Source organism: Enterococcus sp. AZ129 (assembly GCF_051714505.1).
Classification (GTDB): Bacteria; Bacillota; Bacilli; order Lactobacillales; family Enterococcaceae; genus Enterococcus; species Enterococcus faecalis.
The window spans coordinates 1-24,782 of the sequence record NZ_JBIORY010000002.1; the positions used below are offsets into that span (position 1 = coordinate 1).

The window sequence follows — 24,782 nt, forward strand, 5'->3', positions numbered from 1 at the left end:
GTGAAAGATCAAGCAATGGACGTTTATTCCTTTGATGTTTTGATACCTATCAAGGAGAATCACCCTTTTGCATTCTACTTTAAACCTACTTTTTCAAAACAGACATTGGTAAACTTTTTTAAGAAAGTGCCGCAGTTAACCAAGTATATAACACAAATAAATAATTTGCTTTAAATAGAATTTTGAAAAAATTTTATAATGTGTTAAAAAAGTTTTCACAAACAGGTGTATATACTTCTGTTTGGTAAGAAAAAATGAAATAAATGGAGGAAAAGTCATGAAGAAAACAAGTAAACTATTGTCTGCATTATTAGTTGTTAGCCAAGTATTTGGCTATACACCAGCAGTTTTTGCAAATGAAGAACCTACGTCGCCGACACTTTCTTCAGAATCTGCGACGGTTCAAGAAGGAAGTACTGGAGGACAAACAGAAGAAACCGTTGATTCTACACCAGAAACAACGCCAGAAGTACCACCAACAGATTCTTCCACGGAAGAACCACCAACTACACCTGAGCAACCAGTGGAACCAGAAACACCCACGGTGCCAGATTCAAGCAAACCAGAAACGACACCCGTAGAACCAGAACAAAAACCAGAAGAAAATCAGCCTGTAGAAGAGTCCAAACCAACGGATTCTTCAACGACACAAACACCACAAAATCCTACAGAAACGCCGACAAATCAGCCAAATGTGTCCACTCAATCTGATGTTTCTACTAATACAGAAACAAGCACCACAAATCAAGAAACAGCAGCACCTGTTGTAGACGAAGTCAAAGAATACCACCAAGCTCCATCAGCGCCTATTCAAGAGTTAGTGCCAGAAAGTACGCTTTCTTCAGATGGAACAATTCACTTTGAAAAAAATGAAAGTGTAGAACAATTTATTCAAAAAATTGGAGAAGCAGCTAGAAAAGTGGGGCAAGAAAATGATTTGTATGCTTCTGTTATGATTGCACAGGCGATTTTAGAATCTGCTAGTGGTCAAAGTTTACTATCAAAAGCACCAAACTATAATTTATTTGGCATTAAAGGCACACATAACGGAAAAGGGGTCTCTTTTGCGACACAAGAGGATTTAGGCAATGGAACACTTTATACTACCCAAGCAACCTTTAGACAATATCAGAGCTACGAGGAGAGCCTAAAAGATTATGCGAAACTGTTAAAAGAAGGCTTGGCAGGGAACGCTTCTTTTTATGAAGGTGTCTGGAAAAGTAAAGCGAAAACCTATCAAGAAGCAACTCAGTATTTGACAGGACGTTATGCGACAGATAGTCAGTACAATCAGAAATTAAACGGCTTAATTGAAACCTACGACTTAACCATGTATGATCATCCGAAAGCAACAGTAGAAATGACAGGATCTGATTTTCCAGCGTATAACGGGGAAAACTATGATACGTCTAATAGTTACGCGTGGGGAAATTGTACGCAATATGTCTATAATCGAATCACGCAATTAGGCAAACACATTGATTTAACCATGGGAAATGGAAAAGATTGGGGCGTGACTGGCCAAGCTCGAGGTTATGAAGTGAGTCGCACACCACAAGCTGGAACAGCTGTTTCCTTTCCTGCAGGCGTGTTAGGTGCAGACCCAGTTTATGGTCATGTCGCATTTGTAGAAAAAGTGAATCAAGACGGTTCAATTTACATTTCAGAAATGAATGTACAAGGCTTAAACGTCGTATCTACTCGTACAATTGCAGCAACTCAAACAAGTATGTTGAGTTATATCATGCCCAAATAAAGAAACAGAGAAAAGCAGACAATGTGTCTGCTTTTCTTTTGTTTATACGAGAAAGGATTTTGAAAAATGGTGAATACAAAAGCCGTAGTTTTATTTGTTATTCTAACTTCAGTTATTTTTTTATATGTAGTGTTTGGTTACATAAAGATAGAATCAAATAAGTTGGAGGAAAAGATTTATGATGATACAGCAGTGAACTATGAACTTGTGAAAAAAGAAAAATTTGAGGAATTGTCATCAGTTGATAAAGAACTAAATATCTTTGGGTCGAAAGGGAATTCTCCTTTATTATTAGGAAATTTTTTCATATTTAGTTCAGGAGTAACAAAAAATGGAGAAACTCAAACAAGTAGTGATTTATATTATTTTACGAAATCTGATTTTGGATTAGTAAAACATCATTTGTCAGATACGATAAAGGTTGATAAAAAGAAAAACAATGTTTTTTATAAAGCAACGGAAGAAAAACAGCCATTTATTGAAGTGAAGGAAGCGAAATTTAAAGATAAGGTATTAGAAGAAAAACGTAAAAAGTTTGATATATCAAGAACGATTTATGTGATTTATGCACCGAAGGATATGTTAGATCTTATTAAGTGCGTAGAATTAACGTAGGTAGAAAGTATAAAGGAAGAAGGTTAACAAATGAAAAATGATGTTAAAAAAATGTTCAACGAGTTAAAAAGGGAAATGAAAGAAACGAAAAATAAATGTGTAGCAACCCTAACAAGTTCTGCATTTTATCGCGTGCAATTGATGAATCTTATTTATTTTATTAGATATCGTGCAATGATAGTTTGTCTATTGTATGCTTTGAATTTTATTCTACTTTGTTATGAATTAGACAAAAGTCTTGGATTATCTAAACAACAGCTGTTTACAAGCGTAGCAGACACAATAAGTAATGTTTTACTTTTTGTGGTTTTTGTTCAATTTATGTTTTTGGGACTATCAGACTTTAAAAGAGAGGGTTATGCCGTTTTGTAAAATCTTGCATTGTCTATTGGTGTGTATTGAGAGTTAATTCCACATGGCAAGGACAAATTCCAAATATCCAAACATTGGATGATATTCCAAGGGAATTTGATGTTACATTCCTTTCCAATTTAGTAACGTTTCTTTTAAGTAGCCTTGCAATTTATCTTTTTTGGCAAAGAGCAAGGAACCATTTAGCTGTTATTACAGATTATAGAGAAAAAAGAGAGGCTAGTTCTATTCCTAAACGTATTCAAGATCAAGTTATTTTATTTGATTACGCTGGGCAGATTTTTGTTCCAATTGGTTTTAAAATAGTTGAACATGAGAATGAAATCCAACCTGCCTATATAGAAGGACAATCTTCTCATATTTATATAGGAAAATATCTAAAAGAAACATTTACTACTGTGAAATTGAAGTGGTCAATTATCGAACCGAAAAGTTTATCGGTGCAAGAATGTGTGCTTGAGACTGATTCATCATTCACTTTAGAAGAAGCTAGTGAATGAGAATAAAAAGAAAAGAGGTACTTAAAAAGTGGAAAGCTAATAGTTTCTAAAACAAGAAGCTTCTGAGTAAAGGAAATAAAAAAAGAGAAGCAATCACACCTGATTGCTTCAACAGCGTTTTAGAAAATAGTTTCTAATTTTTTTTTTTTGAGGTAAGTATGTTATTTATATAACATATTTTTCAGAAAAAATCAATAAAAAATACCAGTCTAAAAGACTGGTATCCGTAAATTCACTGCGTCGAATTTACTAAGGATTCACACTATGTTTGAATTGCTCATTTGTTTATTTTATATCACAGATCAAAAAATTTTTCAATAAAAAATAAAAAGGCTCGACAAAATATGCGAAGCCTTTCAAGATAGATTGTGATGGAGTGTTTATACACCTTTCATTATAAAACAAATGAAAAAGATGTCAATTTTATGATAAAAACAGTCAATCGACCACTGATTAACTGTTTTTAGAAAATGTTGTTGGTAGACTATTGATCCAGAAAAGAAACGCCCGTTAGTATCCGCTAACGGACGCTTGAGTGTGACAAAGAACAGAAAACAACACTGTTCTTTGTTTTTTATACCACAAATGCTGTCTTTTTTTCAAGAAAAAAAGAATGTCCAGTAGTTGCGGTACTGGACACCAAAGGAGTATTTTTTGTTTTGTGACTTAGTCACAGGGATTATTAAAGGATTATTGTCCTTCTATTTATTATATAACATAAAGCAATTTTTGAAGCAAGTAGTTTTTACTTGTTTTTTTTGTTGCTTTGAGAGGAGGTGAAAGAAATGGTTGGAGAAGAACAAACCTTGCATCATTTGTTGTGTACGGTATTAACCAATACGTATGAGGACGCAACGCCTTATTTGAATTTTACTGTTTCTATTGTCCCAAAGGAATTAAAAAGTAAGCAGGGCCAATATGTACCGAATGACCGAAAAATTGAATTGTTTACTCTTACGCAGTCTCCTGAAGCTACGGTATTAACGCTGTTACGAGAATTGACACGTCATGTGTTGTTTATGGATGAAGGAGAGCTGAAACAAAAAGACGCGTTTTATGAACGTTTCTTTTTGTTGGTAAGTACGGCTATGGCTAGTTAAATGATCGACGTGGGCGCTATTATGGTACGACGTTTTCTGGTGGAACGGTGTACATTGATTTCTTTGCGAAAACAGAAAAACGCACTTACTATAATGTGTTTTTATCTGGAGATATGGGGGCAGGGAAATCGACACTACTAAAAGCAATGTTGTTTGATCGAGCAACGCGTGGTGACTTGATTCGTATTTTTGGTACAACGAAGGAAGCCAATGCGTTGGTTCGCTTGTTTCAGGGATCAGTCGTTAATTTAGATGGGACAGACGGCATGATTAATATGTATCAAGTATTTCCAACAGTAGTCCGTGAGGACGGTACGGTGGACGAAAAAGCGTCTTTCCAGCAACATATTTCAAAAGCAGGAATTAAGTATCGTATGTTTAACAAAGAAGCGAAAGAGGACGTAGTAACCCTTTATACGAATACTCTCCATGATTTTTATGAAGACATTGGGTTGATTGGAGAACGACAAACACAACCTGTCACGTCGCTTCCAGTGGAAGAATATCCTATTTTAAGTGACGTGATCGCTTATTTTGAAAAACGAAAGGAAGAAGAAAGTGATCCAGAGTATCAAAGCTATTATTCAAGTATTCTTCTTTCGTTAACCAAATTAAGAAAGCAGTATGGCAACATGTTTAATGGTCATACGACGTTTAAAGATTTAAGCAATGTGCAGGTTGTTTGTTATAACACGAATACTTTGGGACAGCTTTCAGGAGAAATTCAAGATTTACAAATGTACAATGCCATTGACCAAACGCATGAAGCGTGTATGCGTCAAGGGTTGAAAGAATTTGATTTGTATAACGAACGGATAAAAACAATGAATTCAGAAGAAGCCCTTGATTTGGCTCGGCATTTTGTGATAGCGGTAGACGAGTGCCACAATTGGATCAATACAACGAAGTCCTATGTTACACGGTTCTTTATGACCATGATGTCTGAAGCACGGAAGTTGTTTGGAGGCATTTGGTTAGCGACCCAACGCTTGGAGCGAATGTTTCCAAATATGGATCAGGTGTCAGACAAAGACATGGCAGAAGCTGCGAATGATATTTCGCAATTGTATGGGTTGTGTCAGTATCGTTTCTTATTGAAACATAGTCAAGTTTCTTTAAAGATTATTCGAGAATTGTTTGGAGATAGTATTTCCGAACTTCAATATGAGTTGTTGCCGAATTTAAAGGTTGGACAAGGACTTCTCTGTATTGATGGCGCAGAAAATTTATTAATGACGACTGAACGTACGCAAGAAGAAATACTTCTCTTTGGAGGTGGTGCGTAATGAAACAGCCAAAAGAATTTCGGGTGTTTATTGCGTGCTTTTTTGTCGTGTTTTTACTTATAGGCATGGTTTCGCTTTTCTTCCGTAATGAAGGAAAAGGCGACGTTGAAGAATATGTTCTTTCTTCCACCATGAAAGAAGATGCTTCAACGATTAACCGTTCGTCTGAGTCAATGGAAACGTCGTCCTCCTCAGTAGAAAAAGAGCCTTCTAAACGTGCTGTAGACCAAGCCAATTGGAATGCGTCGTCTTTGGATACGATTAGTAAATTAGAAGCGCTAGGCACGCAATTTATCGTTTCATTAATGAACCCAGACGTGAAAAAAGACCCAGCAATTAAAGCCATCACAAGCGAATCTGTTCAGAAACAATTGGCTTCTGGACAGATTCCTCTTTATCAGTTTATTCAAAACATAGAGAAGGAAGAAGTGGTTCATTATGGGGCAAAAGAGCAATTGATTTACTCCTTTATGAGTGTAGATAAACAGAATCGAGGCGTATTAATGACTGGAAAATTATTGTTTGGCCAAAGTGGGAATGACTGGAAAATCGAAGAGGTTTCTTTTGAAGAAAAGAGGTAATGCCTAGTGAAAAAACTCCTAAAGCATAAGTTATTATGTTGGCTTCTTCCTGGTAGTTTTTTTCTCACGATCGCTATTTTTTTCACGGTGATACTTCTTGCGACAGGTGCTTTGTTTTTAGCGCAAGCAGACAGTGCAAGTAGCGGACAAGGAGGAAATGTTTCAGGGGTTTTGGGGAATCAAAACCTTAGTCCAGAAGTGTTGGCAAAAAAAGCCATCGTTGAAAAATACGCCAAAGAGGAAAACATTTCTGAAGAAGTCCCCGTCTTATTGGCCATCATGATGGTGGAGTCTGGAGGGAAAGAACCTGACCCTATGCAGAGTAGTGAGTCGGCAGGCTTGCCTCAGTTTGCGTTGGCAGATTCTGAGTCGTCGATACGCCAAGGGGTTCGGTATTACAAGCAGTGCTTGAACCAAGCGCGAGCGTTAGGCAATGACCGTTGGACGGCTGTCTAATCGTATAACTTCGGGAGTAATTACAATGTGTTTGTTTCTCAAAATGGCAAGAAGCACTCGACAGAATTGGCGGATAAATATTCGTTAACGGTGGTAGCGCCGTCTTTAGGAAATACCACTGGAGCACGATACACCTACAATGATCCAATCGCTGTTGCGTACAATGGCGGGTACCTTTATTTGAATGGCGGGAACTTCTTTTATTGTGACAAGGTAAAACGTTATGTGACGTCGCAACAACAAGAAGGAAGTACAGGTGCGATTAATACGCTTGATGGTGTTTTAGGTCAAACTTTGAACAATGGAGAGTGTTACGGGCTCACGGCTTACTATGTCACACAATTAGGTGGTCCGCAATTGATGGGATCCAATAAATGGTATGCCTCACAGATAGGAACAGACTATGATTGGGCTGCCTATGGGTGGGAAGTTATCTTGAATCCTAGCTACAATGATGTGCGTGCCGGAGACGTTATTAATTTTGGTCAAGGTGGGTATGCCCCCCAAGTTTATGGCCATACCGGTGTGGTAGCCAGCGTTGACGGAAACGGTCAATTTACCACCTATGAACAGAACGCAGAGCAGGGTCGTGTAGCGGCAAAATATACGCGTCATTGGGGAAAAGAATACCCGATTGTAACGAGTCTGGTGCGTAAAAAATAATGAGTGAGAGGAGGAGAAACCATGATTCCAGAACTGTCATTAAAGGATGGACGTGTGAAGAAATATCGGCGAATGGGTGGAGTCCTTTTAACGATTTTCTTTGTTTTGTTTGGTAGTTTATTTTTCTATTCAGGCAATGAAAAAGACAAAGGAGTAAAGATTGGAGAGGACATTGAGCAAGGGCAAAATGTGGTCCAGTTAGTGGAAGCCAACTACTACGAAGACCAAGAGCTTTTACAGCTAGGCGTGTATTTCAAGGTCAACAAAATTGACCCGCTAGACCCTATTCAACCCGTCGTCCAAAAGACTAAAAACATGTTGAGTAAGCTAGACGTCAAGGTGGAAAAAATCACAGACGATTACTATCAACTGTTTGTAAAATCCGTAAAAAAAGATAGAGATTTTGTCCTTGCGGTGATGTATACAAAGAGTGAACAGAAGAGTTTGATTAGTGGCTCTGAGCTCTTCCCAGTCTCTGTAAAAAGGGCGAACCATCAGAAGAAATTCCAGCCAAAAACAGAAGAGGCTTACTTGAAAACCTTGTATGTTTTTCTAGAAAAAGAAGCACAGAAAGAAGCTAAAAAATCGGAAGCGACGATCCGAAAAGCAAGGCAAGATATTAAAATTTTAGAAGTAGCCAATCAAGAAATAAAAGAGCACCTCTCCCTCAAAACAAGTGAGCAACGGACAACGGACGAAGGGAAAATTTCTCAGAACCAATCCAAGATTCGCTCATTGACTCAGAGCATAGAGGAAGAGCAAAAACGAGTGGAGGAACAGGAAAAAATGATGGTTCAGTACCAAAAATTAGCTAAAAAATTAGAGGAAAATTGAGGTTTTTTACCGGTAATTTGGGTGTTTTTAACGGTAAAAATGATTTTACCGTTAAAAACCATAGTTTTACCGTTAAGAAAGTACCGGTAAAACAGGCAATTTTACCGGTATTCACAAAAAAAGTGATATCACGCTAAAACCAAACCGCACTGCGGTTTATATCAATTTTGATATCAGGTTCCCCTTATGCTCTTACAAAGAGTCTGTGCACTTGTGGCCAAGCCCACAGACTCTCTGTAACGCGATAGCAGGAAGCTTCGCTTCCTCTATCGTGCTTATCTTGATATTTTGAACGAAAGGAAGACAGTTATGGCAGATATTTTATTAAGGAAGCTCTCCAAAAAAACGGTGGCGGGGCTGGACGACCTAGCGACAAAAAAAGGCGTCAGTCGAGAAGCCTACGCAAAGACTGTGCTTGCCTCTCACGTGGCAGGCGCTGAGTTCACCGGCGAACGTTTGGAGTGGGAGGCGCTGGTCAAAAACCACGAGCGGGTTTTGTCTGAAGCGTTGCGTATCATTCAACAACAGGATGCGGTCATTGATCGCTTCCTCAAAGAATTTGGGGAGGGTGTGTAAATGGATTCTGTCCAACGATTTGAAGCAAGGTTCACGAATGAGGATAGTCCGTTTGGGATAGCCTATATTGAACGTTATGCGGAACAATACCCAGGGAAGAAAAACGCCGAACTACTTACGATGATTTTTGAAGAACATGCACGAATGAAAGAAGAGCTTGAGACCTTACAACAATTAAAAAAAGAACTCCTCGAAGACGTAAAAAAAGAGCTGGACCCGATACGTATTCGGACAGGATACATCGATAAAAATACGCGTGTGCTGATGGAGATCGAGAATGGTCGGTTAATCAAAGAGGGAATTTCTTCTCTAGGTGGTATGAGTGACTTGGTAGCTAAGCCAATGAAGCAGGCAATCCAACGAGTGAGTGATGAGATTGCCGCGTATCGAACGAAGAAGTTAAACCGTGAACGATACAAGGGACCACAGGAGGGGAATGAATGACCGAGAAGAAACGACCTGGTGTGGTCTTTGCGTTTCAATATGTCACAGGAAAAGCAGAAACCTTTAAAACGTATGTGGATTATTTGGACCGAGACGAGGCAGTTCGTAATGAACACTTTGAGAAATTCAATGCCGCAACCAAAGACAAAGATGGGTACTTAGAATACATGGGCAACCCTGAAAAAAGCGATGGTCTGTTCACTGCGAATAAAGATCAATTAACTACCAAAGAACGGCGATTGATTAAAGAAGTCTTTCAACAGGCACAAGAACAAGACTCGGTTATGTGGCAAGGGGTGGTGTCGTTTGACAATGACTGGTTAGCCCATTATGGTTTTTGGAATCCTCGGACGAAGCAGTTACAAGCAGACGATATAAAAAATGCATTTCGTCATATGATGAAAGAAACGTTAGTGGAAGAACAGCTAGCAGACTCGGCTAATTGGGCGGCTTCCATTCACTATAATACGGATAACATTCATATCCATTTTGCGATTGTAGAACCAGAACCAACACGCCCCTATGGGATTTATACGAATCGAAAAACAGGAGAAACGTATCAGGCTAGAAAGGGGAGCTGGCACAAAAAGACCTTGGACCATGTGCGAAGTCGTATGGTGAGTAATCTCTTAGACCGTGATCAATCGTTAGCGAAAATTTCTACTTTAATACGGAAAGAAATTACAGGTCCTGGTTATTCGTGGAAAGCAGCGTTACGAGAAGAACCGTACCGGCAATTGTACACACAAATTTATGATCGCTTGCCAAACGATCGACGTTTATGGAAGTATAACAATCACGTATTACGAGAAGCACGTCCGTTCATTGATCAATACATTGAGCGGTACTTGTCGGAGTATCAACCTTATTTAGTTTCGCAATTAGACCAGCAGTTACAAGAAGAAATGGATGTTCGGGAACGAGCATACGGAACAGGGGATATAGAGTACAAACGAATTCTTGATTATCGGAAAAATAAATACCATGAGTTGTATACGCGGTTAGGAAATTCCTTATTGCGAGATATGAAGGAACAAGACCAGGAACGAAAGAAGCGTGCCCCTCGTCAGTATGAAACGAATCAAGAGGAGTGGGAGAAGACCACTAAGCAAAAACCGTTAGTGAGTCAGAAGCAACTAAACAAAATTAAGCGGGGATTGGATAGGCAGGTTGAACATGCCCGGAACCAACGAATCTATCAACAATTACTCCGTGAGCAAGAACAAGAAAATAGTCGATAAAAAGCACAGCGTAAGGTATATACGTTGTGCTTTTTGTGTATGAAAATTAAAGGAGGAAGACCGATGCAAACATTTACGGAATTGAAGGAAAAAGCGAAACAAGTGTCGATTGTCGACTTTGCCCGAGCTCAAGGAGTAGAAATTATTGACTTAGGGAACAAGTGGGCAACGGACGCTGCACATGATAGCTTACGTATTAATAAGTTCACCAATCAGTGGTGGCAAAATTCAGTGGTCAATTCAGACGGTAAGACGCTGGGCGGAGATACGATTTCTTTTGCGCAACATTATTTACAGTTAGGTTCGTTTAAAGAGTGTGTGGCGCTATTAACACAAACAGAATTTCCAAAAGCCACTATCAAAGAAGAGAAAAAAGAACCGTTTCGTTATTATTTCAAACACGCACCATCAACAGAACAAGTAGAGAACTATTTAATCAACAAGCGGGGATTGGATGAAGAGATTGTCCGGGGACTAATAAAAAAAGGAATGATTCAACAAGATGTGTTAGGCCAAGCCATTTTTGTTTGGAATGATGCAGGAAGACGGGTAGGTGCCACCGTTCAAGGCATTGCACCAGATAAGAATGAGCCACGAGGCGTAGTAAAGAAAATTGCTAAAAATTCGCAAAAACACTTTGGCTTTAATGTGACGATTGGTAAGAACCCAGATAGGATTTTATTTTTTGAAGCGCCTATCGATGCTTTGTCGTATTGGTCGTTAAATAAAGACCGATTAAAAGATTGTATGTTGTTCTGTTTAGACGGTCGGCACGGCATGAATATTGAAACGGTTGTATCTGCGATGAAATACATGAAAGAAACCAAAGGAACGCGACCGACGGCAGGTGTTTGTTTTGGTCTGGATAATGATCCAACAGGTCATGAGTTTTGGGATCGAATGAGTCACTATGAACATTTTCATTCTCTTATTCCTTTAGACCATTGGATATTAAAAGAAAACATTCAACATTACCAAGCGGCTTCAGCTGCCGTAAATGGTGCGGTAGAGTGGGAATTGATTGCAGGGGTTCATAAGGCATTGACGAATATGTCTAATAAAACGACAGTGGGCAATGGCTGGAACTATCATGGCTATTACGCGGCAAAAGACCCAGAAAAAAGAAATGATCATGAGATAGACGTGCGTGCAACTTCTATACAGGTGGCAAAGGCGTTGAATGAGTCTCGTAATCCAAACACAGGCTATATCGACCTTCAAGCCTTTTTAAGAAAGCCACAACTAGAAATAACAGACGAAGCGTTACGGCGTCTAGAATCGAAAATAACCACGTATCATAAACAATATAAAGAAGAACGTTACAAGCCGATGGATGTCATTTATAAGGACTGGAATGATATTTTAAAAGTTCGAACAGCACGGAGTGTTGAACAAAAATTACTGGAAGAAAGTTATGAGCGAAAAGACGGGGAACACTTAGAAGTAACGATGCAGCAAAAAGAAGGGAAACAGACGGTTGTGGCAACCCGCAAACGGTTTGAACAGACCGTTGGATTTTATGAGGCAGAGTCAGCGCATGAAATGGCCTTCTTAATTAAAAATTACGGATATCAAGCAGTAGATAAACAAGACCAAAGAAAATATGCGAAAGCAAAAGAAATGGCTCGCGTGTAAAAGTACGTTTGTTCATTGAATTAGTCTTGTAAGTGTCCAGTAGCTTTAAAGGGTTATTTTCTGTTTTACGATTAAACATAGAAAGGAATAGCAATTATGAGCAACAGAATTAGTGATGAAGAGTTGATGGAAAGATTGAAAAAATTAGGTACTTTTCTTTGGTTAGATCCAGAAGCAGATGAGAAAGATTATAGATTTCTATTGAATTTGAACACTCCGAATTTAGAGTACAATGGATACAATGATTTTACGCTGAATAAAGATGGTAGTTATACGGTAGGTAGTAGAAATATTGTAATTGATATAAACGTTCTTGACGATGATCAATTTGAGATTGGGGTGTGTCATAGCATATATAATGTTTCAGGATTAGAAAATTTGCAAAAAATTATATCAATTGGCTATGGTTCTCCTTTTTCAATAAAATTAGAAAAACGTGGTGTAGGCTGGGTTAGTTACTCAATCAAAATTCCAATGCTTACAGTATATTCTATTTATCAATTAGAAAAACATATAGAAACATTAAGATATTTACTTGTGCAAGTGATGAATACGGTAAAACTTGATATAGACTAAAAAAGATATGGTATACTAGCTTAGTAGAAAAGTGAAAAGATGGTGGCTAATCTCTTGAATAAAGGGGTGATGCCTATGGTTCATAGCTTTATCCCTAGAAGGGAGTAAGCATGTCTGTATTTGAAGCATTATCGCTAATGATTGCATTCGCAACGTTAGTTTTGCTGATTATAGATCATACGAACACAAAAAAATAACCATCTAACACTTTGACAGAGGATAGATGGTTAAAACATTTATTTGAGTCACCGTCTTTTTAACGGTTCTACACTAGAGAGTTGTGTTAGCGCACAGCTCTCTTTTCATGCATATTTTAGCATATCTATAGGATAAATACTAGTAAAGAACCTTTATTCATATAAAGGTTCTTTATTTTTTTATTGATTAGTTGTAAATATATTTTTGGAGGAATTTTTGAATTGAAAAAATATTGTATTTTTAGTACTCATCATGTAAAATTTTTTTTGAAAAAACTTGACAGAGGAGAAACAAATGCTATACTTAAGCACAGCACAGCACAGCACAGCACAGCACAGCACAGCACAGCACAGCACAGCACAGCACGTTAATTTAAATACACGTGCTTATTTGTCGTACATTAAAATAAAAATAGCCAGCAAAATAGACGTCTTTGTTCCTCAAAGATGTCTATTTTTGGTGGCTAAAAGAGAAGAGGTGGCATAGTGTCACCTCTCTCAATAGACAGAAGTTGGCAATCTGGAAATGAAAGAGCAGATAATCTGTTTTTTTGGAGGGCATTTGGTTTTAACGAAAAAGATGTCTTAATTGAAAATACTGATGGGCTTGTGAATGGTACGTTATTTGAATTCAAAAATAATATAGCGGATCTAAATGCTGTACTTGTTCAAGCAATCCACTATCTTTCGAAATTGAGAAATAAAGGTGGCATTCCAATCCCTAGTAAACTTGTCCTTGTAGATATTAGTAAAGACCATGCATATGTTTACGATGCAATACAATATCGTTCTGAAATAGAAACAAATTATGTTAATAGTGCTTCAAAAGATGTAAAAAAATTAACATTAAAAAATTCAACTAAGCCTGAAAATGAATTTGATTTTACAGTATTTCAACCTAATAGCCCTAAAAATAAAGAACTATTGGCACTTTTTGAAAATTATAGTTATCAAAAGTTTGCTATTAATTTTCCGAATATTTTGGGTTGGGCAAATTATATTTATCATCGTGATAGAACTGTTACAAAATCGCAAATGTTTAACATGCTAAGAAATCCTCAAAGTTCTATAGTTGAAAATTATATTTTACCTTGGAATGGAAATGAAACTGATTTTGATACGGTTATGGATGTTTTAAATGATCCGACGAATAGAAAAGATTTGGGCGCATTTTATACACCATTACCTTACGTAAAAGAAGCTACTAAACTTGTTAGGAAAGCAATTAATAATGTTCCAAAGGGTAAGGATTACGTTATATTGGATCGATGCGCAGGTACTGGAGCATTAGAACATTATTTAACGGATGAGGAATTAAGTCATGTTATTTTGAATACTTATGAAATAAAAGAATGGCTGGTTTTGTATAATAAATATATTGGGAAAGTAAGAGCAATTATTCCCCCACTAGCAGTTGTACGGTCGAATCAAGGAAATTTAGTGGCAAGTGGAGATGCTTTAGCAGAAGAGTTTCTAACCATTCCTATGGAAACTGATGGAAAACATGCGACACTACAAGAAATCATTGATGATAACGATGTAATTATTATTGGTTTAGAAAATCCGCCATATTCTAGTGAATTGGCACGTGCACAAGAAGGAAATGTTAAAACGAAAGATAAATTTAGCTATATTCGCAGATTAATGTCTGCTGAATTTGCAGGAGATAGTAATCATGCGAAGGATCTACTTAACCAGTTTGTCTGGTCATTTGAACAATATTTTATGCGGGATCCTAATGATCAATATGTATTGTTTGCACCAGTAAAATATTGGAAATCTGTAGGGTTAATGTCTAAAGTGTTTGTTGATGGTTTTTTAGCTAATAGAGGAAATTTCAAAGCACAAGAAAGTTCTTTATTGGTTGCTTTGTGGAAAAACGAAAAGGATACTTCAACAGAAAGTATTTCTGTTGTGGCTAAAGAAATCTGGAAAGACAACAAAAAATGGGGAACCGGAAAAGGAATTGCTGTAATTGATGTTCCTGAAGATGCCATTCTTAAAGACGTAGCACTTGTGACTATCAAAAAAGTTCATACAACGCTTTCTAAACTCTATTCAAAAAAATTATCTACTGATAAAGCTGCTACTTCTGTTGTAGGATATGACGGCCGAGAAACGTATATAAGAAATAATAAAAAATTTAAACCGGTGTATAATGAAGATATTTTAGCCCATCTTGAAGCTAGTGGATTTGGGTTGACTGCTCAAGATGTTCGTATGACAAGGATTTCCACCTATCATGGATATGGAAGTCAAGTGAGAATCTCTAATTATGCTGAACAAACAGCTTTGTTTGTAGCTAAACAATATCCTCAAAAAAACTGGTTTGAAAAGGACATTTATTATACAACGGCCGATAAAGGAGAAATGTACAAAAAAGATATTGATTTTTTAAGAAAGGCTACTTTATGGACATGCATTTCTCATAAAAATCATTGTATAAGTTTTTATGGTACAGATGGCCGTTTTTACAATAATGAAATGTGTTTAGACGAAAATTCTTTAGTACGTAAAGAGTTGGTTGAACAAGAGAAATATGGAAAACTTGATAGAGCAGATCTCATGTTATTAGGTGTTTTTGATGAATTGTTGGATCTTGTTAAAGATACTCAAGAATACAATCCTTGTTATAATTATGGAACATATCAGATTGAAGAAGATATTAATACCTCCTATAAAGATGCGAACGACAAAAAAATTTATAACAATGAAAAGGTTAATACCAAACTTAAAGAATTAAAAGTTAGATTGGCTAACTATTACTCGGATGAATTGGAAAGTAAATTATTTGAGTATGAATTACTAAAATAGTTAAGTAAATCTTTACGATAATACCACACCCCCAAAAAAAACTCTGATCAGGTTTTGGGGGCTTTTTTATCTAACCACGGTAAAACTTGATATAGACTAAAAAAGATATGGTATACTAGCTTAGTAGAAAAGTGAAAAGATGGTGGCTAATCTCTTGAATAAAGGGGTGACCTATGGTTCATAGCTTTATCCCTAGAAGGGAGTAAGCATGTCTGTATTTGAAGCATTATCGCTAATGATTGCATTCGCAACGTTAGTTTTGCTGATTATAGATCATACGAACACAAAAAAATAACCATCTAATCCACTTTGGCGAGTAATTAGATGGTTAAAAACATTTAATGATAAGCCACCGTCTTTTTAACGGTTCTACACTAGAGAGTTGTGTTAGCGCACAGCTCTCTTTTCATACTTATTTTAGCATATCTATAGGATAAATACTAGTGAGGAACCTTTATCATATAAAGGTTCTTTCTTTTTTCTTTTCTAACCAATGAGAATCCAGTGTAGACTTAAAAAAATTCCGTTGGCAGCGACGAACGACCGCAGAATCGAAAGATAATTCATTGACGCGTGATAGCGGATATGCTATCATAATTATATGAAGAAACCACAATTTGAATTTGTAAAAAGAAAAGATGGGTCAAGTGAATTCGTTGAGTTTATTAATTCTATTCCCGAAAAAGATGCAGCTAAGTTATTGGCAACAATTAAGAAAACAGAAGAACATGGATTCTTAATTGCGCAACGAATGGAATGGGTTAAAAAAATTGATTCAGATTTGTATGAACTTCGATCAAAAGTTGGAAGTAATATACAACGAGCAATTTATTTTCAAAAGATAGAAAATAAATTTTTGATTACTCATGGATTTACTAAGAAGTCCCAGAAGACTCCTAAAAGCGAAATCGAGCATGCTAAAAATGTAAAAAAACTTTATGAAAAGGGGGAACTACTATGACAACCATTAATCAACTAATTGAACAAAAGAAAAAAAGCAGTAGCTCTTTCGCTAAAGAGTTTGAGTTAGAGTCTCAAAGACTAGAAGTAGCAGTTGCGTTAGCTCAATTGCGCAAAGAGCTAGGCTTTTCTCAGAGGGAACTTGCTGAAAAAGTTGGCAAACCACAAAGTACTATTGCTAGAATTGAAAATGGAACACTGAATGTTAGCTTTAAAGTTCTTTATGAAATTGCACATGGCGTAGGAAAAGAATTACATTTAGAATTTAAATAGTTATAATATATTGCAAAAGAACGACTTACTTTCAATGAAGTGAGTCGTTCTTTTTATTATATATGCGTTTCTTTTTGCTATATTCTTCAAGTTCTTCACGTAAATATAACTTTACTTTAGCAGGACCTTTTCCTTCAGTTTCATAAAAAGGAAGGATGTGTCCTAGTTTAACAGACTGGTTGAAAGCGTTTGGTGTTTGACCAGTTATTTGTGCACCAATTTCTTTGCTAACTAAATGATACGCTAACCAATCCGAGAATTCTTTTTTCTGCTCTTTAGTAGATAAGTCGATATTCATGGAGAAACCTCCTTTTGTTATTAAGAAAAGTATATCAAAAAAATAAAAAAAATCAATATTTTACTTGTACTTATATACAAGTACTGGTATAATACAATCATAAAGAAAACAGAGGAGAGAACGAAAAAATGCTTACAAAAGAAGAAAAAAACAAACTCAAAAACATGGTAAAAGAAAATAAAACCTTTCATTATGCTTATGTTGATAGGTTAAGACAAGAAGTTCGATTTTACGTGAATCAATGCGGATCTGTCAGTAAAGCTAAAGAAAGTATGGAAATATTAACATTTCTCTATAGTCTATTCTCTGAGAAGGAATTACCTGAATGGTACACTACAACCGACCTTGAACATGATAAAAAAGCAATTGAACGATTGGAACAGTGGGCAGCGTAGCTGCTTTCCAATGATAAAAGGTGCCAGTGAGAGGAGGAATTTCTATGGAAATAATCCGTTTATTTTTTGAGAATCTATATGATTTGATTAGTGTAGGGATTGATTTTCTGTTGTCGTTGGTTATTCGTATGATTGGTTGGCCAATACTACATGTGATGAAAGGGCTTAGTCAAACGCATGGATTAGAAAGAATTTGTTATTTTCTGGCGTTTATTAGCCTATGTGCGCTTTTTTTGACGGCATTTTATTATTTTTGGGTATATTTTGTGCCTATACTTATTTTTTTCGTGCCTCTCCTATCTGTATTGATGAAAGGATTACTTACAATAGCAGCAATAGTAATTGTGTATTTAATGATTAAAAAGCAGTGTTTAAAAATAGTTAGAAAAAACAAGAATAAAATAAAGGTGTGAATTATATGTTATTACAAACAGATACTAAAGCAAATTCCTGGTTGGAAGAAAAACGATTGAGGCAAGCTTATATAGAATTAGAAGAAAATATTATGGAATTGGATGATGAAGAATTACAGTCAAAATATGACTTTACAAAGATTGAAGACATAAAAAAAGCTCAAGAAGAAACAAAGCAACGGCTGATTGAAGAAGAGGAAGAAGCAAAAAGATTAATAGCAATAGAAAATGAAATGTGGGAGGCTTATGAACGGCAACAAGAAGAATTTATTTACTTACAAGAAGAAATAGGAATAGCTATGGCTGAAACTAAGATTAGACAAAATATGGCTAAATAATCAAAAAATAGGAAAGAAGGAACTATAAATGATAAATAATGTGACATTAATTGGTAGAGCAACAAAAGAGCCTGATTTACGCTATACAGCTAGTGGAATAGCTGTTGCAACGTTTACTTTAGCTGTAAATCGGAATTATAAAAACCAAAATGGTGATCGTGAAGCAGACTTTATCAACTGTGTGATTTGGCGTAAGCCGGCGGAGACGTTTGCGAACTATGTTAGAAAAGGAACGTTGGTTGGAATAGTAGGAAGAATTCAAACTCGATTTTATGAAAACCAACAAGGGCAGCGTGTTTATGTAACAGAAGTAATCGTGGAAAGTTTTCAGTTGTTAGAATCACGTTCTCAAGCAGAAGAAAGAGAACAAAGGACGTCAACGAATCAGAACCCATCTAATACTGTAGACAATATAGGCAATCATTCTTCAGCAGATAATCCAATGCCAAATGATGATCCATTTGATGGAAATCCAATAAATATTTCAGATGATGACTTGCCGTTCTGAGAGCTTTGTTAAGTAATGTTTTATGAAAATATAAATAGTCTTGCTCTATGCTACGCAGGCATGGAGCAAGAAATTATAGAGGGAAGAAGAAATGAGGAAACGACTAAATAAAATAGGCTTCTTTTTTGTTTCTTGTCTTAGCTTTCTTTTATTGACGGGCTGTAGCACACAAGAAATAATCGGTGGATTAACGCAAGAACTACACCAATCAATACAACAAATTGAGCAAAAACAAGCTTCTTCAGAAAGAGTAGCTGTAGACTTTGTTCGACATGTAGACGGTGATACAAGCGTGTTTCGTGTAAATGGCAAGGAACAAAAAGTGAGGTATTTATTGATAGATACCCCCGAAACGATCAAACCGAATACACCTGTTCAACCATTTGGTAAAGAAGCAAGTAACAGAACAAAAACATTGTTGAGTAATGCGAAAGAAATCCAACTAGAATTTGATGAAGCCAATAAAATAGATCGTTATGGTCGATTATTGGCGTATGTGTTTGTAGATGGTCAATTGTTGCAGGAAACCTTAGTAAGTGAAGGTTTAGCAAAAGTCGCTTACGTGAAAAATAAAGAAGCAAAATACTTAGAACAGTTAGAAGAAAAACAAGTATTAGCGCAGCAACAGCACTTAGGCATATGGAGTAACTAGTGCTAATAGATTGGATTTAAAGAAAAAACGGTACTTGTCATAAATGAACAAGTACCGAAAACAAAGAGATCAAAATAAAAAAGCTAACTATATTTTACTGAAAAAAGGACGTGAATACAAGATGAATAAACGATTGGTGGTCGCAATGATTTTATGTGGTATGTTAATGCAATTTTTACCGTTGTTGATTAAATTAGTTATTTTCTTTTTGTTATTTATCTATTTGTTTACTACTTGGGATGAGTATAAATATCAATGTTCAGTAAGAAGGACTGTAAGAGAAAATAGGTTACAAAATGTTCAAAAATAATTAATGATTCGAGCAGATTATCAAATAATGAAGGCGTTTGGAACAAGAGGAAGGGAAAAGAATGGAAAAACAAAAACTAATCAAAGAAAAACAAAAAATGGCTGAAGCGTTTATAAAAATTGTGCCATCATTTTTATATGCAGTTTTTGGTTTAATCATTTCATTGACATTGCAGTTACTTTATCATTGAAAGTTTCTTTGGCTAGTAATCATTGTATGTGGGTTCTATGTATTATTTGTTACTTTTCTATTTGTAGTAGCTGTAGTAGTTGTTAAAAGAAAAGAACGGAAACTTGAGATAAAAGAAGATGAATTGTATTTTTGAAATAATTAATTAAAAGTATTTCAGGAGATTGTGCAAAAAAGGGAAACAAATTAGTCAAAGAGAAAAAAGATTAGTATAAGGAAAGAGTGAGAGTAACATGTTTATTTACGGCCGTGAGTGTGGCAATACGTTTTGTTGTACGTATTTTTTGCAAATTCGGAACGTAGAATTAACAGTAACGTTGATATGGAAGGGAGATTTTTTTGAATACAATGAAAAAGAAGTGAAAGAAATAATTGATCAGATACTAGGGCTAACAGACACATTGAAGGTAGCAATCTATCAATATATTGAAAAAACAAATCAATTATTTTTTCTTTCCTACAAAGAAAAAGTAATTATGAGAGATTGAATTTGGGAAAAATATAGTATAAAATAATAAGAGATTTTCATTAAGAAGGTCATTATATTTCTCAATTTTGACGATGCTCTCTAGTTGATAGAGAGCTTTTTTTATTGTGAGGTATTCTCTAGTTAGAGATAGTCGGAGAACAACACCGACTTTAAAAAGAAAGTTTTTTATGAAGGACATACCAAGTTATATAACTGAAAAATGGTTCAATAAAGAAGAATAAGAATATTCTTGAAAGCTTATCGTAGCTAGGTTTTCTATGCTTATTATGCTATAATGAAAAAGTAGAAAAGTTATGACGGTGGCTATCTTTGAGAGGTGGTGGTGCTTATGAATGTAAGTGCTAAAATCTTTAGAAAGGAAATGCCTTTTTGTCTGCATATGAAACAATCCAGACAATTTTTGCTTTTGGTACTTTTACCATTGCATTGATTGGATTGGTTGTGAAGTTGCTAAACAATGACAAAAAAAAGTAACCAGTCATTAACTTTGGCGAGTTAACTGGTTACTTTTTAATTAGTAAATCTTGCTACCGTCTTAAACGGTTCTACACTAGAGAGTTGTGTTAGAGCACAGCTCTCTTTTCGTTTATAGTATAGCATATTCTAAAAAAAAATACTACTAAATGAGCAGGGCGCAACGATCTATTATAGACGTGTGCCTTTTTTAGACCAAAAAAAGCAAGATTTGAAAGAAACAAAGGCCAGCCGTTTTCCGTCGACTGACCAAAAAGATAGATTTGTAAAGAAATGATTTGTGCTTCCTATAATTCTTTTATATCATTTAATGATTTAATAGACAACTAATTCATTAAAATAGATTTAACAAGTGCCAATAGGGTATACGTTGTTGGCTCTTGTTCTTGATTGTGCACAAACTAAATTTGTAAAGGGGCAATAGGATTGGGCAATAAAATTTTGAAACGGTGAGTGTTTTTATGGTAATAAAGTTTATCATTTTTTTAAAGATTATAAGATATTCACAGTTGTTGAAAAATACGTTTATTGATAAACTTACAGTAATGAATCTACAAAGTTAATTATAAAAATAGTATATTTTTATAAAAGAGGAGTGGATTTATGGATTTGAAATTCAATATTTTTGGAAAATCAATATATTCTTTGGAAGAAATGGAGCTAATTCAATTAGCTGCCCAATGGTTTTATGATGCAGGAAGAATGTCAAGTATTTCATGGGCGCAGGTAACCCAAGGTGATTTTGCAGTTAATGCAATTGAAAAAATCATATCGAATCAAAGCGGATCTTATCGTTTTGATTCGATAAAATATTTCCAGTCTATATTCGTGCGATTAAGTCCTCAAGTGTACGAATAGGTATTTTATTTTTAATAGATATTTCTTTTATCGTTTCTTGTTTATTAAGATAAGGCTCAATAATTTTATATTTTTTCATCGCATCTGTTCTTTGATGGTCTGAAAAACTAGTGAGCATTTGTTTTTCCATTTTTTTCCTCCATTTTATCTAAATAGCGATAAATCGTTGTTCGAGAAACATTCCAACGTTCGGCAATGGTTTTAATCGGTGTTCCACTATCAATTAGAGTCTTTAATAATTCTAAGTCTTGTGCTTTTAATTTTTCAGGACGGCCTCCAAATCGTCCTCTTGCTCGAGCTGCCGCTCGTCCTGCCGCAGATCTTTCTAAAATTAGATTTCGTTCAAATTCCGCAAATGCTGCAAACAAATGGAACATAAGCTGTCCAGTAGAACTTGATTTATCCATTGTTATATTTTCTTGAAGACTATGAAAACTAACACCTCGTTCATTCAAGCGATTGACGATTGAAATCAAGTCTTCCATATTTCTGCCTAGACGATCTAAACGCCAAACGACAAGTGTATCTCCAGATCGAACAAAATCAATGGCTGTTTCTAATCCTGGCCGATTACTTTTTGCACCACTCATATGATCTGAAAAAATTTTTTCGCAGCCGAATTTATTTAAGCTATCTTCTTGCAAATCCAAATTTTGTAAACCAGTAGAGACCCGGGCGTATCCTGGTTTCAAAAAAATCACTCCTTTACAAAATCTATTGTAACATAACTTTAAACAACCAGTATAATTGAACATAGATTTTGATATGAGTTTATGGACACAAAAAGAAGTTAAAAATTTAAAAAATAGATAAAAAAACACTGTGTACAGAAACGGGGTCGTTTTCTGGACACTCTTATTTTAAGAAGTTAACTACTTGGAATTCATTATTCTATCGTAAACCATGAACCTGAATTTTGAATAGCTGACCATAATTTTTTTGGTAATTTTAACTCTTCAACACTATCTTTTTTTATTGTTAAATAAATATTCTCCGACTCCCCATTTTCTGCTTTTTGCATCCACAAAGGATCAGTTATAAATGCATGCCCAATTGCTGGTAATGCTCCATTTTCAATAACTAATTCTGCTTGTTCAGGCGTTTGGATAGTTCCTGCTGCAACAAATAATACTCTTTTATTGATATACTGACTTAGCTCATCTAAATAGGTTTTCTCATTAGTAGCATCAACAGCCTTTGATTGTAAAGCATCTGGTAGCGAAGCATGGATATAACTTACATTTAGTTCGATTAATTTATCTATTAAAGAAAATGTATCTTTTATTCTTAAGGCTCCTTCCATAGGTTCGTCAGGAGAAATTCTATAACCCAAAATAAATTCTTTCTGGGCATATTGATTGATGACTCTCTTAATTTCTGTAACTACTGCAATAGGAAAAGCTAAACGCTTTTCCAACGTTCCTCCCCACTGATCCTTACGTTTATTGAAAAAGGGCGATACGAAATTTTGTAGTAAAAATCCATGTGCCCCATGAATTTCAACACCATCAAAGCCGGCTTCTATTGCTCGACGAGTTGTTTCTCCAAAGTCACGGATAATGACTTCAATTTCTTTTTCAGATAGTTCTTTAGGTGTCAGAGCAGGAGCAAAATCAGTCGCTACTGTCTCTACTGAGCTAGAACTCACAACCTCACCCTTAATCAAATTGGGTAATGCTTTGTTTCCAGCATGATTAATCTGCAAAATAGCTTTAGCTCCGTTTTCTTTTATAACAGTTGCAAGTTTCTTTAATCCTGGTATAAAAGTATCATTGTAAGCCGCAAATTCATTTGTAAAACCAATCCCATTTTCTTGAATATGAGTGCATCCTGTGATAATCATACCTGCTCCGCTATTTCTATATTTATAATAGATTAACTCTTCATCAGAAACAGTATAATCATCGTTACTCGACCATGTGGTCATAGGTGCCATTACAACACTATTTTTTAATTTCACTCCATTATTTAGAATTACTGATTTGCTTAATTTTGACATTTAAAACTCCTTCTTTCTAGTGAATGAACATTCGTTCATTTATTTTTTGCAATAGCATCCCAACACATATTGATTAAATCCTTAATTTCTTCTGGAGACCCCTCAACTTGTTTTTTATGAAATAATTTTACATACTCCATAGTTGGACTAGATGTCATAATTGAAAGTAACCTGGAATCACTATTTTTTAATATTTTTTTTTGTTTACCTACTGTGTATAAATTAAATAATATAGAAAACATTTCATCTGATTCTTTTAGTGTTTCACTATCAAGAACTGGCGAATTTTGAATTTGTTCTAAAAATAAAAATTCATTTTCATTTTCCATGTTAAAATGAATAAAATTCGTCACAATCTGTCTATACTGTTCTTTCAAATTTTGTTGGGAGTGTACAGTAGTAAATATTGATTCGCTCATTTTTTCTTTTGTTTTGAGGTAAAGTTTGTTTATTAAATCCTCCTTGTTTTTGAAATAAATATAAATAGTAGCGGGTGATACATTGGATGCCTTAGCTATTTTAGACATCGATAAATTCGATAAACCTTGCGTAGTAATTAGGGTTAGAGAAGACTGTAAGATGCATTCTTCTTTATTAAGGTCTTTTTTTCTCATAAACCAATAATAAACGAACATTCAGTTATTGTAAAGTTTTTTTCTTTAGGTTAATTTTTTTATAAGAGAACCATTCGGAATTCTAGTTTTTTCACAAATTCGCTTTACCGCATAAAATAACAAATGAAACTAGATACGTAGTTCTTATCAATATAATTACCTATCACGCTCTTAGAATCACATTAGTAGAAGAAAATCTCGTATATACAAATAATTAAAATAAACCTTCAGTTTAATAAAAGATGTAGATTAGATATATATGCCATATATCTAATAAGAATAGTGCCATTTAAATCTAAAAATGACAGTTGTTTTTTGAGTGTATGATTAGGGTGTGTGATAATGAAGTAGAAAAGAGGTGGGAT

General features: G+C 35.3%; 30 protein-coding genes and 2 pseudogenes. 27 read left to right on the top strand and 5 right to left on the bottom strand.

The window, feature by feature from the left end; all coding sequences use genetic code 11:
- Positions 1-277 precede the first annotated feature (277 nt).
- The 18 genes and pseudogenes from IGJ90_RS13895 to IGJ90_RS13980 all read left to right on the top strand — a co-directional run bounded on the left by IGJ90_RS13895 (position 278) and on the right by IGJ90_RS13980 (position 16,879).
- On the top strand, positions 278-1,756 hold the full coding sequence (locus IGJ90_RS13895; RefSeq protein WP_192411305.1) for a glucosaminidase domain-containing protein: 1,479 nt from the start codon (positions 278-280) through the stop codon (positions 1,754-1,756).
- A gap of 66 nt (positions 1,757-1,822) precedes the next feature.
- On the top strand, positions 1,823-2,371 hold the full coding sequence (locus IGJ90_RS13900) for a hypothetical protein (RefSeq protein ID WP_192411306.1): 549 nt from the start codon (positions 1,823-1,825) through the stop codon (positions 2,369-2,371).
- Positions 2,372-2,401: 30 nt separating this feature from the next.
- Positions 2,402-3,243, top strand: a pseudogene (locus tag IGJ90_RS13905) (hypothetical protein).
- Between the two features lie 785 nt (positions 3,244-4,028).
- The gene (locus IGJ90_RS13910) at positions 4,029-4,343 is read left to right on the top strand and encodes a hypothetical protein (protein WP_225624578.1); all 315 of its coding nucleotides are present in this window, start codon (positions 4,029-4,031) and stop codon (positions 4,341-4,343) included.
- 47 nt (positions 4,344-4,390) lie between these two features.
- Positions 4,391-5,629, top strand: coding sequence for a hypothetical protein (locus IGJ90_RS13915; protein WP_438768349.1), 1,239 nt, complete (start codon positions 4,391-4,393; stop codon positions 5,627-5,629).
- Complete coding sequence (locus IGJ90_RS13920) at positions 5,629-6,210, top strand: hypothetical protein (protein WP_192411308.1); 582 nt, start codon at positions 5,629-5,631, stop codon at positions 6,208-6,210. The genes IGJ90_RS13915 and IGJ90_RS13920 overlap by 1 nt, the downstream gene beginning before the upstream one ends.
- 6 nt (positions 6,211-6,216) lie before the next feature.
- Positions 6,217-7,329, top strand: a pseudogene (locus tag IGJ90_RS13925) (lysozyme family protein).
- 21 nt (positions 7,330-7,350) lie between these two features.
- Positions 7,351-8,163 (top strand): hypothetical protein, encoded by an 813-nt coding sequence (locus tag IGJ90_RS13930; protein ID WP_225624580.1) that lies wholly within the window; start codon positions 7,351-7,353, stop codon positions 8,161-8,163.
- A 309-nt stretch (positions 8,164-8,472) separates the two neighbouring features.
- On the top strand, positions 8,473-8,739 hold the full coding sequence (locus IGJ90_RS13935; RefSeq protein ID WP_014862503.1) for a hypothetical protein: 267 nt from the start codon (positions 8,473-8,475) through the stop codon (positions 8,737-8,739).
- A complete protein-coding gene (locus tag IGJ90_RS13940; RefSeq protein ID WP_438768352.1) occupies positions 8,740-9,183 on the top strand; it encodes a hypothetical protein in 444 nt (147 codons plus the stop codon).
- Positions 9,180-10,424 carry a MobP2 family relaxase gene (gene mobP2 / locus IGJ90_RS13945; RefSeq protein WP_438768354.1) on the top strand — a complete coding sequence of 415 codons (1,245 nt, stop codon included), beginning with the start codon at positions 9,180-9,182 and terminating at the stop codon, positions 10,422-10,424. Before IGJ90_RS13940 ends, mobP2 begins: the two co-directional genes overlap by 4 nt.
- A gap of 63 nt (positions 10,425-10,487) precedes the next feature.
- Positions 10,488-12,059 (top strand): DUF3991 domain-containing protein, encoded by a 1,572-nt coding sequence (locus IGJ90_RS13950; protein WP_438768356.1) that lies wholly within the window; start codon positions 10,488-10,490, stop codon positions 12,057-12,059.
- A gap of 96 nt (positions 12,060-12,155) precedes the next feature.
- Positions 12,156-12,635, top strand: coding sequence for a hypothetical protein (locus IGJ90_RS13955; RefSeq protein ID WP_016617536.1), 480 nt, complete (start codon positions 12,156-12,158; stop codon positions 12,633-12,635).
- Positions 12,636-12,745: 110 nt separating this feature from the next.
- Positions 12,746-12,832: a putative holin-like toxin gene (locus IGJ90_RS13960; RefSeq protein WP_219376566.1), complete on the top strand. Its 87-nt coding sequence runs from the start codon at positions 12,746-12,748 to the stop codon at positions 12,830-12,832.
- A 486-nt stretch (positions 12,833-13,318) separates the two neighbouring features.
- Entirely contained in the window at positions 13,319-15,646 is a 2,328-nt protein-coding gene (locus tag IGJ90_RS13965; protein ID WP_192411312.1) for a hypothetical protein, read from the top strand.
- A gap of 208 nt (positions 15,647-15,854) precedes the next feature.
- The gene (locus IGJ90_RS13970) at positions 15,855-15,941 is read left to right on the top strand and encodes a putative holin-like toxin (RefSeq protein ID WP_219376566.1); all 87 of its coding nucleotides are present in this window, start codon (positions 15,855-15,857) and stop codon (positions 15,939-15,941) included.
- A gap of 306 nt (positions 15,942-16,247) precedes the next feature.
- Positions 16,248-16,607 (top strand): type II toxin-antitoxin system RelE/ParE family toxin, encoded by a 360-nt coding sequence (locus IGJ90_RS13975; protein WP_101732204.1) that lies wholly within the window; start codon positions 16,248-16,250, stop codon positions 16,605-16,607.
- Entirely contained in the window at positions 16,604-16,879 is a 276-nt protein-coding gene (locus IGJ90_RS13980; protein ID WP_101732205.1) for a helix-turn-helix domain-containing protein, read from the top strand. Before IGJ90_RS13975 ends, IGJ90_RS13980 begins: the two co-directional genes overlap by 4 nt.
- A 31-nt stretch (positions 16,880-16,910) precedes the next feature.
- Here the strand turns inward: IGJ90_RS13980 and IGJ90_RS13985 are convergent, their stop codons facing one another.
- Positions 16,911-17,177, bottom strand: coding sequence for a hypothetical protein (locus IGJ90_RS13985; protein ID WP_172689739.1), 267 nt, complete (start codon positions 17,175-17,177; stop codon positions 16,911-16,913).
- A 128-nt stretch (positions 17,178-17,305) separates the two neighbouring features.
- Here IGJ90_RS13985 and IGJ90_RS13990 point away from each other — a divergent pair, with 128 nt between their 5' ends.
- The 9 genes from IGJ90_RS13990 (at position 17,306) to IGJ90_RS14030 (ending at position 20,946) form a co-directional block, all read left to right on the top strand.
- Positions 17,306-17,572 (top strand): hypothetical protein, encoded by a 267-nt coding sequence (locus IGJ90_RS13990; RefSeq protein ID WP_172689738.1) that lies wholly within the window; start codon positions 17,306-17,308, stop codon positions 17,570-17,572.
- 44 nt (positions 17,573-17,616) lie between these two features.
- A complete protein-coding gene (locus tag IGJ90_RS13995; RefSeq protein ID WP_192411313.1) occupies positions 17,617-17,985 on the top strand; it encodes a hypothetical protein in 369 nt (122 codons plus the stop codon).
- Between the two features lie 5 nt (positions 17,986-17,990).
- Positions 17,991-18,323 (top strand): hypothetical protein, encoded by a 333-nt coding sequence (locus tag IGJ90_RS14000; protein WP_438768360.1) that lies wholly within the window; start codon positions 17,991-17,993, stop codon positions 18,321-18,323.
- 28 nt (positions 18,324-18,351) lie between these two features.
- Entirely contained in the window at positions 18,352-18,831 is a 480-nt protein-coding gene (ssb, locus tag IGJ90_RS14005; protein ID WP_192411315.1) for a single-stranded DNA-binding protein, read from the top strand.
- Between the two features lie 91 nt (positions 18,832-18,922).
- Positions 18,923-19,483 (top strand): thermonuclease family protein, encoded by a 561-nt coding sequence (locus IGJ90_RS14010; RefSeq protein ID WP_192411316.1) that lies wholly within the window; start codon positions 18,923-18,925, stop codon positions 19,481-19,483.
- Between the two features lie 43 nt (positions 19,484-19,526).
- Positions 19,527-19,793 (top strand): hypothetical protein, encoded by a 267-nt coding sequence (locus IGJ90_RS14015; protein ID WP_225624583.1) that lies wholly within the window; start codon positions 19,527-19,529, stop codon positions 19,791-19,793.
- Positions 19,794-19,854: 61 nt separating this feature from the next.
- Positions 19,855-19,983, top strand: a complete 129-nt coding sequence (locus tag IGJ90_RS14020; RefSeq protein WP_263864322.1) for a hypothetical protein — start codon at positions 19,855-19,857, stop codon at positions 19,981-19,983.
- Between the two features lie 232 nt (positions 19,984-20,215).
- Positions 20,216-20,470 (top strand): hypothetical protein, encoded by a 255-nt coding sequence (locus IGJ90_RS14025; protein WP_192411317.1) that lies wholly within the window; start codon positions 20,216-20,218, stop codon positions 20,468-20,470.
- A 371-nt stretch (positions 20,471-20,841) separates the two neighbouring features.
- Entirely contained in the window at positions 20,842-20,946 is a 105-nt protein-coding gene (locus IGJ90_RS14030) for a putative holin-like toxin (RefSeq protein WP_192411318.1), read from the top strand.
- Between the two features lie 820 nt (positions 20,947-21,766).
- Here IGJ90_RS14030 and IGJ90_RS14035 read toward each other — a convergent pair.
- The 4 genes from IGJ90_RS14035 to IGJ90_RS14050 all read right to left on the bottom strand — a co-directional run bounded on the left by IGJ90_RS14035 (position 21,767) and on the right by IGJ90_RS14050 (position 24,438).
- Positions 21,767-21,934, bottom strand: a complete 168-nt coding sequence (locus IGJ90_RS14035) for a hypothetical protein (protein ID WP_225624584.1) — start codon at positions 21,932-21,934, stop codon at positions 21,767-21,769.
- The gene (locus IGJ90_RS14040) at positions 21,912-22,496 is read right to left on the bottom strand and encodes a recombinase family protein (protein WP_438768363.1); all 585 of its coding nucleotides are present in this window, start codon (positions 22,494-22,496) and stop codon (positions 21,912-21,914) included. Before IGJ90_RS14040 ends, IGJ90_RS14035 begins: the two co-directional genes overlap by 23 nt.
- 194 nt (positions 22,497-22,690) lie before the next feature.
- Positions 22,691-23,803 (bottom strand): NADH-dependent flavin oxidoreductase, encoded by a 1,113-nt coding sequence (locus IGJ90_RS14045; protein WP_192411342.1) that lies wholly within the window; start codon positions 23,801-23,803, stop codon positions 22,691-22,693.
- A 35-nt stretch (positions 23,804-23,838) separates the two neighbouring features.
- Complete coding sequence (locus tag IGJ90_RS14050; RefSeq protein WP_318654503.1) at positions 23,839-24,438, bottom strand: TetR/AcrR family transcriptional regulator; 600 nt, start codon at positions 24,436-24,438, stop codon at positions 23,839-23,841.
- Positions 24,439-24,782 lie beyond the last annotated feature (344 nt).